Genomic DNA, 15,219 nt, shown 5'->3' with positions numbered 1-15,219 from the left:
TTCACGTAGCACCACGGTAAGCCGTCGTTGTCACGTAGTGTAGCAAATCGAACGATTCTCGCGTTTTATTCTGTCACCCCTCGAATCCGGGGAGACGATTCATGAAATCACGTTTGAGCCGCCGTAACGTGCTCTCGACCACCGCACTGTTGTTGGGCGGATTTCAGGTGGGACGACGCGGGGCGGCGGGAATGAGAATTAGAGCGGGACAGATGGCTAACCACATCATCATTTACGGTGGCGGTTCGCGGAACGTCATCGAGTACGCCTTTTCAGTCAGTGGTCGTCTCGAAAAAAGTGGCGAGTCTGGTGGTGCGCCGATTTCGGATAGCCATGTTGGCGTGAACGACGAAGACACCATCTCCCGCGACGGAACTCACGCGAGTGGGGCGATTGCCGGCGGCGGGGACGCGTATTGGTTCACGGGGCGTCTCGTTCGGTTTCGGGTTTCGTTGTCAGCCGAACGTATTAAAGAGGTCTCGGTATTTCTGAACGGTCAGCGAGTCCGACCAACCGAACTCGGAGACGCGCCGGCAATAGAGACGCCCATCGAATTTCTCGACTGTCGAACCGTGCGAGTGACGGGGGACTTCCGCAGTATCAGAATGCACACAAGTTTTTGGGACGCGACGGGACTCGGCACGAACTGGTTGTTCGATGGACCGATTCGGGGAACGACACTCATCAGTCCTATCGACGAACATGCACCGTACCCGTTCGCCATCGACTCGGTGAGCATCGATACACGGGAACTGCAGACACCGGGACAGCCAGCGCAGTTCACCGCGGATAACCCTTTCGCAGGATCGTGGTGCCGGGAGCACGAAATGACGGTCTCGGCGAAGGGCCAATCAGAGACGCTCCCGAATCACCTCGTCATCGTCGGTGGGAGCCCTCGAAACCCCATTCGGTACGAATTCGCCGTTAGCGGGCAGGTCGAAAAGAGCGGTAGCAGCGGAGACGCACCGATTGCCGACCGACACGTCACTATCGACCGGGAAGACAGGATTTCGAAGCGCCGCGTTCGCGGTGTAGTCGCCGGGGGAGGTGACGCGTATCGGTTTTCCGGCGAAATCGAGCGATTTCGAATCGGGAGCGGTGCGAGGGTATTCCTGAACGGCCGCCGGATAGACCCGGACGACTTCGACATTCAAGCGGACGACACCAAACCACTGAACGACGAAGACAACCCATCGAGCGGTATCGAATTCCTTGCCTGCGACCGAGCACGTGTGACGGGTTCGTTCGAGCGAATCACGATCAGTTCGTCGTGGTACACACCGGAGGGAATTGCGACGTCCTACAACGAAATCGGCCCGGTGCGTGGACGAACGATAATCGACGAGTCGAACGTCGGTGACGTGGATAGCGCCGCTGGGTTCGTCATCACCAACATCAGTGCATACGAATTGGGTGCTGTAAGACCGGCGATTTCGAAACGACAACCGAATATGAACGCCTGTGACCAAGCGATTCGCCCCACGCAGCAACCGACGACCGAAACGACGACCGAGCGGACGAGAACCACGACGGAAGAACCACCATCGACGACGGAATCATCTGGTTCGGCGACGGAGTCGTCGGAGCCGACGGCGGACTCGTTCGATTCGACGACGGAACGGCAATCTCCAAAAGTGATACAAAGTCGGACACCGGAACCGTCGAATCCGGCGACGGAGTCATCACCTGCCCCCGAGGAACCAGCGGTCGAACCGGCGTCGAAAACTCCCGAGAGCAGCGACGAATCCGTTTCCGGAAACGAATCCGGATAAACCGCCAGTTTCAGTTCGCTTGGCAAGCCATCAGTCGATTTCCATCTAGATCTTCGAACGTGACGAATGTCACACTCCCGATGTTCTCCGGTTCCATCACGATGGAGATGTCTCCCTCGATGAGGAAATCGTGTGTCTCCTCGATATCGTCCGTCCAAAAGTAACACAGCGGTTGCGAGGAGTTCTCGACCGGACGATTCGAATCGAGCGTGAGATTCACGTCGCCAGCCATTTCCACATTGTAAATCGTTCCGTCGTGGCTCGATTCGTCCGCCGGTAGGTCGAAGAGGACGGAGTACCATTCGATTGCGCGTTGCATGTCGGAGACGGGGACGAACACGGAACCGATTCGGTTTTCGATTGTCGTCGATGACATTCGTCCGACATTCTCGGATGAGTGAGATAACCGTATCTGAAGGGCGGCAAAAGTGACCGTGGTGCCGACGGAAATCAGACGCTGTCCGTGAGGCCGCCGTCTACCCGGACATTCTGGCCGGTCACGTAACTCGCTGCCGGGGAGAGGAGGTAGGCGACGGTGTCCGCGATTTCGGACGTGGTCGCGGGACGTCCCATCGGAATCCGGTCTCTCGTGTCCGCATCGACCTCGTAGCTATCCACGAACCCCGGTAGCACGGCGTTCATCCGAATCCCGGACTCGGCGTATCGGTTTGCGTAAAGTTTGGTGAAACTCCCGAGACCTGCACGAAGTACCGACGAAACCGGAAACTCACTGCTCGGTTCGAACGCCGAAAAGGTAGAAATGTTCACGAACGCGCCACCTCCCTGTGCTTCCATAATCGGGGTCACGAGTCGCGCCATCCGAACCGTGTTCAAGAGAACCAGGTCGAGTCCGTCGTGCCACTCTTCGTCCGAAATGTCCAGCAAGTCGCCAGTCGCCGGATGGCCGGTATTGTTCACAACGGCGTCGATGCGACCAAATCGTTCGTCTGTAGCCTCCACGAGTGCGGAGAGGTCGTCGGGGTCGCTGACCGACCCTTCGAATCCGACGCCGCCGATATCCTCCGCCACATCGACTGCCGACCCGGACTTCGACAGCAACACAGGTGTGTATCCATCATCCGAGAGCCTTCGGGCACATGCCGCACCGATTCCGCGACCTGCGGCGGTGACGATTGCGACGTTTTCGTCCATACCGATGCGTCGGTCGGTGTGGGTTTGTGTGTTCGGAAACGGGCGAAAATCGGACTGTTTCGTGTTCGTTTCCGCGTTCGAATGTCTCGGTCGTTTTCGCGTCCTCCCGATTCAGAGCGAGACTTTCGACAGGTCCGCTTCCAACTCGTCCACATGGTCGTTGAACGCCTCGACGAACCCCCTGAAGTCGTCGGCGAGTTCGCGAACATCGGGTGCCGACGGCGGTTCGTACTGTGAGACGAGGTACGTACCACCCTGTCCGCCGACGCGAAGGTACGAAACCGAACTGTGGTCACGCTTTAACTCCCACCGTTGGCCGCCCACTCGCGTGGTGAACGTTCCATAATCCACACCATCGTAGCGGTGCAGTTCCCCCGCGATGGTGTCGGCAACGTCTCGGATGCGGCCGACGATACGATCCCGTTCGGCGACGACCGAATCGGTCGAGGAAATCGGCGGGAAGTCGCTTGACACACCATCCAGCACACCCTCCTTCGATTCGACGTGTCGGTTGTACGCCCGCACGAACGCTTCGTAATCCTGCATCGCGTCGGCGAGGTCATCCGGATCCGGCGGCTGTTTCGACGAGACGACGTAAGTTTCGCCGCCGGATTTCCCTTTGAATCGGAGATACTGGATGTCACCAGCCTCGTATTTGAGCGTCCACTTTCCCCCGTTCGTGTCGAAGGTCGCTTGGCCGTAATCCCCGCCCTGTAGCAGTGCGAGTTCGCGTGCGATTTCCCCCGCGTGTTGCGTGACCGCCGAGACGACCGCGTCCCGCTCCTCGGCGACGCTGGCGGTTTCCGTGACGTCGAAGTCGATTCCCTCAGTCATTCTATGTGGGTAGGGATGTCACGGGCATAACGGTGGTGACTCGGTTTTCACGACGGCTCGCCGTCGCTCGGGGTCGAACCAACTCCAAGCCGAGCAACCGTTCCTCGACCGAAAATCGTTCGGGAGGGTTTCCTCCTCGATTTCCACAACGCAGACTCCTCGCTATCGCTCGTCGTTATGACGTTGCGGGAAAAGTGGGCCGGCGCGAATTCGAATCGCGGTTACGGCCACCCGAAGGCCGAAGGATACCAGGCTACCCCACCGGCCCGCATCTGGGAAATGGCGATACCCGGCTTTAACGGTTCCGGAATTTCGGTGTCAGTAGTCGGTGTACCCTTTCGTGTCGAGATAGTTGTGGGCCACCGTCATCGCGTGATTTCCGTGGACGAGTTTCGGCCCCAGTCGAACGCGCTGGTCGGATTTCTCGGCGAGCAAGTCGGCTTCCTCCTCGGTGAAATCGCCGTGGTCGGAGAGGACGAACAGCGGGCGTTCGGGCGGTTCGACATCGACCACCGGACTGCCGTCCTCGTGCAGTTCGATTACCGTGGAATCCCTGCTTGCCGTATCGAGCACCGCCTCGAAATCGCGCTTCGAGATGTAGACGCCGGGCGTGCTCTCGGCTTCCATGTGGCCGATAGCCTCCGATTTCGCCTCCAACGCCTTCCGAATCAGGGCGGCGGTGCTTCGCTCGTCGGGGTTGAGTCGGCGGAGTTCGTCCCCCTCGAATCGAATCGTCAGTTCGTCCTGCAGGACGAGAAAGAGGCGGACATCGCTGCGAAAGTCGTGCGAGAGGAAAAAGGCACTGTTGACACAACGGCAGAGGGCGTCGAGTCGGCCTGCTGACCCGGCAAGGTCATCTAACGAAAAATCGGGAGTCGTCGGGGCCTCGTGACCGAGGACGATGAACTGTCGCATGTTCGGATGCTGTGCGCGGCACGGTAAGTCGCTTGCTGAATTCGAGCGTCGTCTCGTGTCTGGTCGTCTCGATGATGAAGCCCGTTCTGTACCTGTTGCCCGCAAAATTCCGGACGAGCGAGTGGTCGCGACCGGAAAGGGCGTTCCCGCGTTTGAACTCGTATTTCGGTCGGTTGTCGGCGACGTGCTCGCGGTTCAGATACTCGATGGTGTGGTTTGCATCTTCGACCGCGGTGCCGGTCATAGTCGGGAAGATTGCCTGTCCAACCCTATCTCGTGAACACCGTAAATGCCGGACGACGAGTGGAGGTCGATGAGTACGTCGGGGTTGATTCGTTTGCGGTTTGCCCGTCGGCGGTCGTCGGTTCATCGTTGTAGTGCCATCTGCTACAGTCGTTTCGCTCCTCCCCTTTTCGAGGCCGCTGTTCCGAGTTCGTCGGCAACACAGACGCCGCTCGGAATGACGAAAACGACGACAACGACGAGGGTGGTGAGTTTGACCTGTGGCGAACGGGACGCCATTTACGACGTACGTTCACCGGTATTCGAACTTATTATTGAGACGTTAATCGCCGAACCGCCGTCTCGGGTTGGTATCGAATGCAAGTCACATCGAAAAGGGATGATCCGAATTTAGTCGTCGCCTTCGGTGAAATGCTCGTGCACCCATCCCGCCGTGGCGGAGAGACGTTTCAGATAGGCGATGAAAAAGAGCAACAGAACGTCGTGCCACGCGAGCGATGCCGAGGACGTGACCCGTTTGTAGAATCGGATCGGATGCGGTGGGAGATAGTTCCGCGGATTCAACAAACTCGGTTTTTCGACGCGCTCAGGATGGTATCGCTGCATCTGTGCACGACCCCGACCGAGTCGGAAATGTTTGTTTAGGAGTTCGAGAAGCGATGACCGAGCGGGGTGGTACATCGTAATCGCGGGTTGGTAATGCTGGTCGAAACCGGCGTCGTACACCCGATTGCCGAACTCTTGGTCTTCGCCGGAGAACAGTCGCTCGTCGAAGTCGCCGACTTCGTCGAACACCGTGTCGCGAACGACGAGACACCCCGTTCCGGAAAAGTGTCTGTCCTCGATATACTTTCGAATCGGGAAGCCGAAAATCTGGTTGTACTTCGCAGTGAGGGTATCCTTGCCGTCTTCGATGTAGATTTCGACGTTACAGCCCATGTAGTCCCAATCGTTGGATTCCATCGACGCGACGGCGTCTTCGAGCCAGGTCTCTTCGACGGTCATATCCGCATCGATGAACGCCAAGAGTGACCCGTTCGTTTGCGGGATTGCGGCGTTTCGTGCGGCCGCAGGGCCTTGTACCTCGTCTTCGACCAACAAATGCACGAGATTAGGGAATCGTTCGGAGTACTTCCGAACAACATCTCTGGTGTTGTCAGTAGACCCGTTATCGACAACCAGGATTTCGTACCCTTCGGGAGAATACGTCTGATTCGTGACGGCATCGAGAGTCATACGAATCCCCCTCGGGTCGTTATACACGGGGATGATGACGGAGACAAACGGCCGCTCGGAAGCCATATCATCAGACTGTTCTAGCACGCTTATAGCCCCTTCGATTCCGCCAACGCGGTGCGTACCACGTCTGACAAGTGTGTGCTCGGCACACACCTACCCGAACAAAACGTCTCGGAATGACTGTCATTTTCCTGCTGTTCAGTACCGATACACCGTTGATCGATTCGTTCATCGTGTCTTCGTATCATTTAGTACGCTATTGCGACGCAGTCGCTCCTTACTGCCCGATTTCGACCCAACGTAGACCTGATTGTAGGCGACGCTACTCCGGAACCGAGTAAAAAAATTGTGGCAGGTACTGGTCACTAATTGACGACCGTTTCGCGCTCTTCGACCGTGCCTGTTACTGAGACCCCCGGTTCGATTCGTGCACCCGTCCCGACCAGCGTTCCGGGTGCGAAACTCGCGTTTCCTCCGACCTGAACGCGGTCTGCAAGCAGGGCACCGAGTTGCTGGTCTTCGAAAATGGTGCCATTCACATACACGTCGGTGGCTCCACTCGGTATCGTACACCCCGGTCCGAGATGGACGCCCTGGCCGGTCACACAGTCCACGAGGGTCGCGTTTGCACCGATTCGGTTGTCGCTGTCGAGAACCGAATGCTGGACGACGGCGTTCGAACCGACTCTGGTGCCTTGGCCGAGTGAGACGTATGGGCCGATGACGGCACCGGGGTGAACGTCACAGTCCGGGCCGATCACGACGGGTGGCTGGAGCACTGCGGCATCGTGAACCCGAGCGGTGTCTGCAACCCAAACACGCTCGTCTCGACGTGATTCGGAAATTTGTCCCCGGACGAGCAGTTCTTTACTTACGTCGAGCAAATCCCAGGGATACGTCGCATCGACCCAAAGGCCATTCGTGCGGACACCCCGAATCGAGGCCTCCGTGGCGACGACGCGGCTGAGGGAGTCAGTCAACGACAGTTCACCCGTTACGCTCGGCGTCGCCTCGATAGCATCGAAGATTCGTCCGTCGAAGGCGTACACGCCCGCATTGAGCAATCGGTGGTCGGTGGTCGCGGGTTCGACGATTTCACGCACCTGCGTTCCGTCCATCAAGACTGCACCGTACTCGCTAATGTCGCCGCGTTCGATGACGGCGAGTGTCGCAATCGACCGGTCGCGCTCGAACGCGCTGCGCACCGCAGCAACCATCTCTGACTCGATTATCTGGTCGCCGTTGACCACGAGAAAGATGTCTCCCACGCTGTCGCGTGCCGAGAGAAGCGCGTGACCGCTTCCAAGTTGTTTGTCCTGTTCGACGTAGGAAACGCTCACACCACGATATGCCGAACCGAAGTGGTCGCGTATGCGGTCACCTCGATATCCGACCACGAGAACGATTTTCTCCACGCCTGCATCGACGAGCGCATCGAGGACGTATTCGAGCACTGGACGTGTTCCCGCTGGAAGCATCGGCTTTGGACGATGCCGAGTGAGTGGTCGTAGTCGTTTTCCCTCCCCCGCCGCCAACACGACAGCAGAACTGGCTGTCATAGAGAATAGAGTCAACGACATCCGATTTCAGCGTTCGGGGCGGTTCAGCGTTAGGCCGCCGTTGGCGAAACACGGTGCGTCACATCGCCACGATAAGCCCACCCAGTACTGCGACCGTTCCGAGGCCGATACAGACTCCCCAGAAAGTGACGCGTTCGACCACTCTGAGCAGGCCGTCGATACTGAGGTAACCGATGACTGCACTAGCGAGAACGGCCACGAGCGTCGAGGACAGCGCAATTGCCGGAATACCCGCATCGAGCAGGCTCAGCGCACCGGCTCCGAGAGCGACCGGAATCGAGAGCAGAAACGACAGCCGAAACGCCGACACACCATCGAAACTGCGAAACAGAAGCACGCTCGTGGTCGTGCCCGAGCGTGAGATGCCGGGCAGGATTGCGATGCCCTGCAACGCGCCGACGAGCAAAGCGTCGGTGAGCGTCGACGACTCTCGATTTCGAAGTTCGAATCCGTCGGCGGTTTTGAGCAGGATGCCGGTTGCGACGAGCAGCATCCCGACGAGTGCGACGAACGTTCCTCCCGCCAGTTCGCTCACCATCGCGCCGAGGGTTCGGTAGGAAGCGATACCGATGACGCCGGAGACGACGGTTGCGACCGCCAGAAACGACAATTCGGCAGTATCGTGCCCGGCCGAACCACTCCGGAACGCGGAACCCGACCGTAGGTTCGGAATCGACCGGAAGATTCGGGCCACATCGTCGCGATAGTACACCGTCGCCGAGATAGCAGTTCCGGCGTGGAGAAACAGTACAAACTGAACCGCAATCGCGGGATTCTCGCCCATCGCGGTGAGAAAGAGAACGAGATTTCCCTCGCTGAAGATGGGCGGCCACTCGAAGATGCCTTGTAGGATTCCGGCGACAAGGGCGACGACGAGTGTCCGATTCCACATTGGATTCGTGTGGTCGGTGGGGCTGGAAATTCGATTCGGTTTGCTGTAAGGTCGGTCCGATTGTCGAATTGTGATCGACCGTTCAACCGAATCGGAAACCGGTTTACCGCGTGACTCCCACGGAAACAACATGGACGTACTTTCCGCGGCGCGGCGGGTCATCGACGAGGGGCCGGTGTGCGACGCCTGTTTGGGTCGCCAGTTCGCAGACCGGAGTTTTGGCCTGTCGAACACGGAACGTGGCCACTCGCTCCGAATGGCGGTTGCACTGGAAGACGACGAAGACTTCGAGGATTTCGAGGAGTCGAGCGAAGAGTGCTGGGTCTGTGAGGGACTGACGAACGATTTCGAAAAGTATGCCGAACAGGTCGCGGATGCACTCGCAGGAATCGACTTCGAGACGTACCAGGTCGGAACGCGAACCCCACCACTTATCGAGGAAAACGAGGCACTGCTCCGGGATTTGGCCGACCTCTCCGAGGACACGGGCGAACTGTTCAAATCCGAGTACAACCGCGAAGTCGGCAAGCGCGTTGGTAAACTGACCGGCACGGAAGTCGATTTCGAGCGACCCGACGTACTCGCACTGCTCAACCTCGAACGCGGCGACGTTGACGTGCAAATCAATCCGGCGTTCGTCTTCGGGCGCTACCGAAAACTGGAACGCGACATTCCACAGACCGAGTGGCCCTGCCGGGAATGTGGCGGGTCGGGCAAGCAGCTCGCCGAAGGCGGTGGCGAGGAACCCTGTGACTACTGTGGCGGCGACGGCTACCTCTACAGCAAGAGCGTGGAAGAACTGACGACGCCCCCGGTACTCGACGCGATGGACGGCGACGAAGCGCTCTTCCACGGCGCAGGGCGGGAGGACGTAGACGCTCTGATGCTCGGAACGGGCCGTCCATTCGTCATCGAAGTCAAGAAACCGAAACAGCGAACCCCCGACACGACCGCACTTGAGGCGGAAATCAACGAGTTCGCCGACGGCAAGGCGGAGGTCGATGGTCTCACCCTCGCCACCCACGAGATGGTCGAGCGAGTGAAGGAACTCGACGCGAGCAAGACCTACCGGGCGCAGGTCGAATTCGACGCCCCGGTCTCCGAGGACGACCTCGCCGATGCCATTGCGGAACTGCAGGGTGCGACCATCGAGCAGTTCACGCCGAACCGGGTTGACCACCGCCGGGCGAACCTCACTCGCGTGCGAGAAGTGTACGAAATCGACGGTCACCTTGAAGACGAGACGCACGGCGAAGTCGAAATCCACGGCGAAGGCGGCCTGTACATCAAGGAACTCGTGAGCGGCGATGAGGGACGAACGGAGCCGAGTTTGGCAGGATTACTCGATGTCGATGCCGAAGTGACCGCGCTGGACGTGATTGCCGTTGAAGGGGAGGACGAACTCTTCGACGACGGCGAATACCTGCGGGAGTGAGTTCGGGTTTGTCGGTGAAACTGTGATGCGACCACGATTGTCGTACCGATACGACGAACACAATCACTAGGCGCATGCCACCCCAATTCTACATCCACAATTCGGCCACTCCCGACTCCCCTCACAGGTCGAATCAGAAACGCCCATGTAACGAGAGATCCATCATCTCGTCGTGTTCGGGGTAGACGAAGCGGGTCGAGGACCGGTGTTGGGATCGATGTTCGCCGCGGCCGTCGTCATCGAAGATGCCGTCGACCTCCCGGCGGGTATCGACGATTCGAAAAATCTCTCGCCGGAGCGCCGCGAGGAACTCGCGGAACTGCTTCGTGCGGACGATGCGGTTCGGGTCGGCGTGGCGGAAATACCCACGACTTGCATCGACGACACCGAGAGCGACATGAACACCCTCACCGTCGAAGCGCACGCCGAGGCAATCTCAGGGGTCGCAGACGACGGTGCACGGGGAATCGTGGACGCTTGTGACACCAGCGAAGAACGATTCGCTCGGCGAGTTGCGGACGGTGTCGAACCTACTGTCGAAATCACAGCGGAACACGGTGCGGACGAAATCCACGCCATCGTCGGCGCGGCGAGCATCGTCGCCAAAGTCGAACGGGATGCACACGTCGCCCGAATCGCGGAGAAACACGGCGAGGTGGGGAGCGGCTATCCGAGCGACCCGAAGACGCGGACGTTCATCCGCGAGTACGTCGAATCCCACGGCGAGTTACCCGACTGCGCCCGCACCTCGTGGCAGACGAGCAAAGACGCATTGGCCGCCCGCGAGCAGTCCGCACTCGACCAGTTCTGAGCGGCGATTCTTTTCGTCACTTCCCGACCAGTGCCGAAACCGCACGTTTCACCGGCCCGAATTCCGCCGGTGCCATTCCATCGACGAGGTTCACGATGTCCCGAGTGAACGGTTTCGGGTCGTCTACGGAGACGTAATCGAAGTTCGGTTCGGCCAGAAGCGAGGCGAACACTTTCAGTGTTTCACCCGGAATCGAGGGACGTTCGACGTGATCGTAGTCGTCACGGAGAAGGCTGACGAGGTAGACGAGTTCTCCCCGCAGAATGTGACTGCCGACGCCGGTCTCGTACCCCGAATCGGGGTTCGTGACACCCGTGGCGAGTTGGTAGTAGCGGGAGGGAAAATCGATACCGGCGTGGACTGCGAGTTGGAGTGATCCCCAAAATCGCGGGTTCACTTCGAGCAGTTTGAACTGCCCGTCACGTGGGTCGCGTCGGAACTCCACCATCGCGGGGCCATGCCAGTCGAGGGCTGAGAGGAGTCGTAGCCCCTGCTCGTGGAGTTTCGGATGCGACACCGATTCGCGGAAGACGCTCGCACCGCCGGAATAGGTGTAACTCCGTATTCGACGATGTTGGAACGTGACAACCGGGTCGCCGTGGTCGAAGAGTGCGAAGAACCCGTACTCCGACCCGTCGGGAATACACTCCTGTACGATCGGTTCGTGACCCATCTCCCGGGTCAGTCGGTTGGTGTCGGGTTCGCCGGAGACGAACTTGACGCCGGGATACATCGTCCGGTTGTCCCGTACGAGCACCGTGTACCGGGATTTGACGACGGTCTCACCCTTCCAGTCGTCCCAATCCGAAAGGAGGCGCGTTTCGGGCGCGGGGATACCGACTTCCCGTGCGCGCTGGAACAGTCGATTTCGGTCATGAGCGAATTCCATCGTCTCGAAATCTGGCCACGGCGTCGCGATGTGTTCCGCGAACGAGTCGCGGTATTTCGAGAGCACGTAGCATTCGGGTTCCCGAAGCGGGACGATGGTTTCCACGTCGTCCCGCTCGGCCAGCGAGAGCAGGCCGTCCCGGTATCCCGAAATATCGGCCGTGGGTGCGGGAACTCGAACCTTCTCGCTGACGTACTTCGAATCGAACGCGGGCGAATCCCCTGATTCGCCCGCCGCAATCACCGGAATTCCCCGGCGGCCGAGTGACCTGATACAGGCGAGGCTGCTGCCTGCCGCAATGGCCGGAACGACGACGCTCATCTATCCTCCAGTGAAGTGAGCAACCCATCGACAGCACCAGTTACCTCGCCGTAAACGCGCCGAAACGTCGCCTCGTTGGCGCTGTAGGGGTCTTCGATTTCGAAATCTTCGTCCTCGACGAACGACCGAAGGAAGTACGCTTTGTCGAGTTCGTTCTCGTACCCCCGTTTCAAATACCAGTAGTTCCATGCATCCATCAACAGGACGATGTCGCTTTCGCGGAGTAGGTCGTCATCGACGCACTGTGACCGATGGTCGGTCAAATCGACGCCGAACTCACGAGCCACTGACACCGCGGCGTCGGGACTCGACCGCCCTTCTTTATCGATGAACCCGGCCGACCGAACCGTCGCGCAGTCGAAATCGGCATCCGACAGCCGTTCTCGAAAATATCGCTCCGCAAGGGGACTGCGACAGATGTTTCCAAGACAGAGAAAACAAACTGCCGGTTCGGACGGGAGCGAGCGAATCGCGGCGTTCGTATTTCGGGGATGCGCATCCGGTCGAAGGCGGAGGCGCTCCATCTCCACGGCGAGTCGCCGTCTGCCGTGCTGGAGGTGTTGTAGCATCGTTGGGGGTTCGACGCTCGCGGTGTTATAGGCACGACACTGTTGCGAGGGTAAACAGCCCCTACGACGCTCGTAGGCAGAGAGTACTGGCAATCAAACGACGAGAAAACTGGGTTATTTGTCCGTCAGCAGGTAGCGCAGGATGTCACCGTAGGCCGGACGCGTCACCAGCACACCGATGAGCACGCCGAGGATGGTGATGATGGCGAACCCTTGGAGGTCGCCGAGCGAGAGCACCGCCAGCGGACTCATCGCGATGATGGTCGTCGCGGCGGCGGCCCCGATGACCCAGAACGCCTTGCGGAAGCGCGACTGAAAGACACGCGAGGAGTGGACGTCCCCTTCGCTCATTACCTCGTCGGCGATGATGATGAGGTCGTCCACCCCGGTTCCGATGACGGCGATGAACCCCGCGATGTGCGAGAGGTCGAGCGGTAACTCGACCGCCGCGGCGAAGCCAAGCAGGATGACCACCTCGGAGAGCGCGGTGACGATCATCGGCAGCGCGACCTCTTTCTTCCCGTATCGGACGAAGACGGTGCCGCTCACGGCAAACACCGCGGCGATACCTGCGATGAGCGAGTACGTCTTGAACTCCGTGGCGAGGCTCGGCGCGAGGTAGGTCGTCGTCCCTTCCTGCGTGTCGAGCGCCGCCGGGAGCGCACCGGCGCGGAGGTTGATCTGCAGGCGACGGGCTTCCGACATGTTCGTCGTCAGCATCCGGAACGTGGGTTGCTGTTCGAACTCGCCGCTCTGGATGGACGGCGCGAGGTCGGCTCCCATCGACGCACCGTAGACGACCCGGTCGTCGACGACCGTATACAGACAGTAGCCGCCTTGACTGGCGTTCGTTTCTGGATAGCTACAGGCTCCGATTCCTTGGCGACTCGTGAATCCCCTTTCCTTCATCACGCGGACGAACTCGTTCGCGGCTTCGGGAGTGAGCGTGACGGAGATGTACGGGTTGCCGTTCGGGTCTTGCTCCGCTTGCCCGATGCTGGTGAACGAATCCTGTTCGAGCACCGTCGTGTTGTTGTAGCTGTTGTTGCCGGTCGGATAGTGCGCGACGACGGAAACCTTCCCGCGTTCGGTGACCAGATCGTTCATCTGTGACTGGTTCGTGTTCGGCATCTCGATCTGGATGAAGTGGTCGTCACCCGACGACACCTGTTGGACGCGACCACCCGCGAGTCCGGACTTCGAAATCTTGTCGCTGAGCGTCCGGACGATTTCGCTTCGGGTTTGCTCGGTCACTCCTTCACGAACTTTCTCGTAGCCGATGCCCGCGTTGTCGAGCGCGGATTTCAGTTGTCCGGTCGTCGCGTTCTCCGTGAACACTTCGATGGTGACGCCCGACTGGCTCGACCGAATCATCACGTCACTCTGTTCGACGCCGGATATGTTCCCCGCAACGGCGTTCTGGACGGCCGCCTGTCCCGTTCCGTTCGGGATTTTCACGTTCTCGGCTGTGACGCCGTTGACCGGTGCGCGAATGCGTGTCCCGCCCGCCAGTTCGAGGCCGTATTTCAGGTTGGTCGGGCCGGTTTCGTTGCTGAGGGCGGCGTTGTCGTTCCCGCCGGAGACCGTTCCAGGCGGAACGAACAGCGCGAACGCACTCCCCAGCAGGAGGAGGACGAGCAAGCCGACGCGCCATTGTTTCCGGAGGCTCATCGAGCTACCCCCTCAAATTTGTACCAGCGAAGGAGGCTCAGGTTGAGCATGTACGTGTTCATCAGGTCAGTTGCCAATCCCATCACAAGCACCACGCCGATGGACGTGAGTAGGTTGATGCCGAAGAAGAACGCCACGAGCGCCATCACCGCCATCGCGGAGAGCGACGTGAGCGTCATCGTTACACCGGTTCGCATCGCGCGGTAGGTGCTCTCGTAGAAACCACCCGACCGCCGAAGGATGTGGTTGTTGAGCAGGATGTCGGAGTCCACGCTGTAACCGATGAGCATGAGGAGCGCTGCCACCGTCCCGAGCGAGAGCGGGATACCGACAATGTTCATCAGTGCGAGCGGAATCACGATGTCGCTGAACGCCGAGAGGACGACAGCGATGGACGGCACGAACGTTCGGAACATGAGGAAGACGAGGATGCTCATGCCAGCGAACGCGGCGACGAGACCGTACAGCGCGAGTTGCTGTGACTTTCCGCCGAAGCTCGCGGACGTGCTCTGCACCGAGAGCACGTCGTACCCTGCCTGTTGAGCCTGCGATTCGAGCGCCTGCGTGTTCGTCCCTTGGAACGTGACGACGTATTCGTTCTGGGCAGATTGGGACGGCGCAACCGAGACGGGGTCGAGCGTCGATTCTATCTGTGTCTGCGATGCGGTCGTCTGAATCCGCATTTCGGTACCACCCGTGAACTCGATGCCGGGTGTCACCGGCGCGCCGGTGGCAATCCACCACCCGGCGAGCACGAGGAGGGCCAGCACGAGGACGGCGAGCGGAACCGCCGCGAGTTGCCGGTTCGAGTACCGGGTGTAATCGACTTCCGGTACTTGAAACTCTACCATGATACATGGGTGCGTGATGGCCCTGAATAAGCCTTCTTAATTACT

Annotated in this window: 16 protein-coding genes and 1 tRNA gene; 3 read left to right on the top strand and 14 right to left on the bottom strand. The window is 59.5% G+C overall.

Going from position 1 to position 15,219, the window contains the following annotated elements; genetic code table 11:
* The first annotated feature begins 101 nt into the window (after positions 1-101).
* On the top strand, positions 102-1,772 hold the full coding sequence (locus tag ACN2TU_RS10300) for a hypothetical protein (RefSeq protein WP_435155132.1): 1,671 nt from the start codon (positions 102-104) through the stop codon (positions 1,770-1,772).
* Between the two features lie 10 nt (positions 1,773-1,782).
* Here the strand turns inward: ACN2TU_RS10300 and ACN2TU_RS10295 are convergent, their stop codons facing one another.
* The 10 genes from ACN2TU_RS10295 to ACN2TU_RS10250 all read right to left on the bottom strand — a co-directional run bounded on the left by ACN2TU_RS10295 (position 1,783) and on the right by ACN2TU_RS10250 (position 8,627).
* Positions 1,783-2,148 (bottom strand): VOC family protein, encoded by a 366-nt coding sequence (locus tag ACN2TU_RS10295; RefSeq protein WP_435155131.1) that lies wholly within the window; start codon positions 2,146-2,148, stop codon positions 1,783-1,785.
* A gap of 74 nt (positions 2,149-2,222) precedes the next feature.
* Entirely contained in the window at positions 2,223-2,924 is a 702-nt protein-coding gene (locus ACN2TU_RS10290) for an SDR family oxidoreductase (RefSeq protein WP_435155130.1), read from the bottom strand.
* A gap of 111 nt (positions 2,925-3,035) precedes the next feature.
* Positions 3,036-3,758 (bottom strand): profilin-fold protein, encoded by a 723-nt coding sequence (locus ACN2TU_RS10285; RefSeq protein ID WP_435155128.1) that lies wholly within the window; start codon positions 3,756-3,758, stop codon positions 3,036-3,038.
* Positions 3,759-3,953: 195 nt separating this feature from the next.
* Positions 3,954-4,026, bottom strand: a tRNA-Pro gene (locus ACN2TU_RS10280).
* A gap of 50 nt (positions 4,027-4,076) precedes the next feature.
* Positions 4,077-4,673 carry a tRNA (pseudouridine(54)-N(1))-methyltransferase TrmY gene (gene trmY / locus ACN2TU_RS10275; protein WP_435155127.1) on the bottom strand — a complete coding sequence of 199 codons (597 nt, stop codon included), beginning with the start codon at positions 4,671-4,673 and terminating at the stop codon, positions 4,077-4,079.
* Positions 4,612-4,917 (bottom strand): hypothetical protein, encoded by a 306-nt coding sequence (locus ACN2TU_RS10270; RefSeq protein ID WP_435155126.1) that lies wholly within the window; start codon positions 4,915-4,917, stop codon positions 4,612-4,614. Before ACN2TU_RS10270 ends, trmY begins: the two co-directional genes overlap by 62 nt.
* Positions 4,918-5,060: 143 nt before the next feature.
* On the bottom strand, positions 5,061-5,195 hold the full coding sequence (locus ACN2TU_RS10265; protein WP_435155124.1) for a hypothetical protein: 135 nt from the start codon (positions 5,193-5,195) through the stop codon (positions 5,061-5,063).
* A 111-nt stretch (positions 5,196-5,306) separates the two neighbouring features.
* Positions 5,307-6,218, bottom strand: coding sequence for a glycosyltransferase family 2 protein (locus tag ACN2TU_RS10260; protein WP_435155123.1), 912 nt, complete (start codon positions 6,216-6,218; stop codon positions 5,307-5,309).
* 302 nt (positions 6,219-6,520) lie between these two features.
* The gene (locus tag ACN2TU_RS10255; RefSeq protein WP_435155121.1) at positions 6,521-7,714 is read right to left on the bottom strand and encodes a sugar phosphate nucleotidyltransferase; all 1,194 of its coding nucleotides are present in this window, start codon (positions 7,712-7,714) and stop codon (positions 6,521-6,523) included.
* 79 nt (positions 7,715-7,793) lie between these two features.
* Complete coding sequence (locus ACN2TU_RS10250; protein ID WP_435155119.1) at positions 7,794-8,627, bottom strand: undecaprenyl-diphosphate phosphatase; 834 nt, start codon at positions 8,625-8,627, stop codon at positions 7,794-7,796.
* A gap of 130 nt (positions 8,628-8,757) precedes the next feature.
* Between ACN2TU_RS10250 and ACN2TU_RS10245 the strand changes: the two genes are divergently transcribed.
* On the top strand, positions 8,758-10,062 hold the full coding sequence (locus ACN2TU_RS10245; RefSeq protein WP_435155118.1) for a tRNA pseudouridine(54/55) synthase Pus10: 1,305 nt from the start codon (positions 8,758-8,760) through the stop codon (positions 10,060-10,062).
* 172 nt (positions 10,063-10,234) lie between these two features.
* The gene (gene rnhB, locus ACN2TU_RS10240; RefSeq protein WP_435155117.1) at positions 10,235-10,873 is read left to right on the top strand and encodes a ribonuclease HII; all 639 of its coding nucleotides are present in this window, start codon (positions 10,235-10,237) and stop codon (positions 10,871-10,873) included.
* A gap of 16 nt (positions 10,874-10,889) precedes the next feature.
* On the opposite strand, the gene ACN2TU_RS10235 is transcribed toward rnhB, so the two are convergent.
* From ACN2TU_RS10235 to secF, 4 genes are all read right to left on the bottom strand, one after another.
* Entirely contained in the window at positions 10,890-12,083 is a 1,194-nt protein-coding gene (locus ACN2TU_RS10235) for a carboxylate--amine ligase (RefSeq protein WP_435155116.1), read from the bottom strand.
* Entirely contained in the window at positions 12,080-12,652 is a 573-nt protein-coding gene (locus ACN2TU_RS10230; RefSeq protein WP_435155115.1) for a low molecular weight protein-tyrosine-phosphatase, read from the bottom strand. The genes ACN2TU_RS10235 and ACN2TU_RS10230 overlap by 4 nt, the downstream gene beginning before the upstream one ends.
* Before the next feature lie 114 nt (positions 12,653-12,766).
* Positions 12,767-14,323 (bottom strand): preprotein translocase subunit SecD, encoded by a 1,557-nt coding sequence (locus tag ACN2TU_RS10225; protein ID WP_435155113.1) that lies wholly within the window; start codon positions 14,321-14,323, stop codon positions 12,767-12,769.
* Positions 14,320-15,174 (bottom strand): protein translocase subunit SecF, encoded by an 855-nt coding sequence (gene secF / locus ACN2TU_RS10220; protein WP_435155111.1) that lies wholly within the window; start codon positions 15,172-15,174, stop codon positions 14,320-14,322. The genes ACN2TU_RS10225 and secF overlap by 4 nt, the downstream gene beginning before the upstream one ends.
* Positions 15,175-15,219: the final 45 nt, after the last annotated feature.

This window comes from Haladaptatus marinus, assembly GCF_051194195.1.
This window is presented reverse-complemented; position numbering and strand designations above follow the sequence as displayed.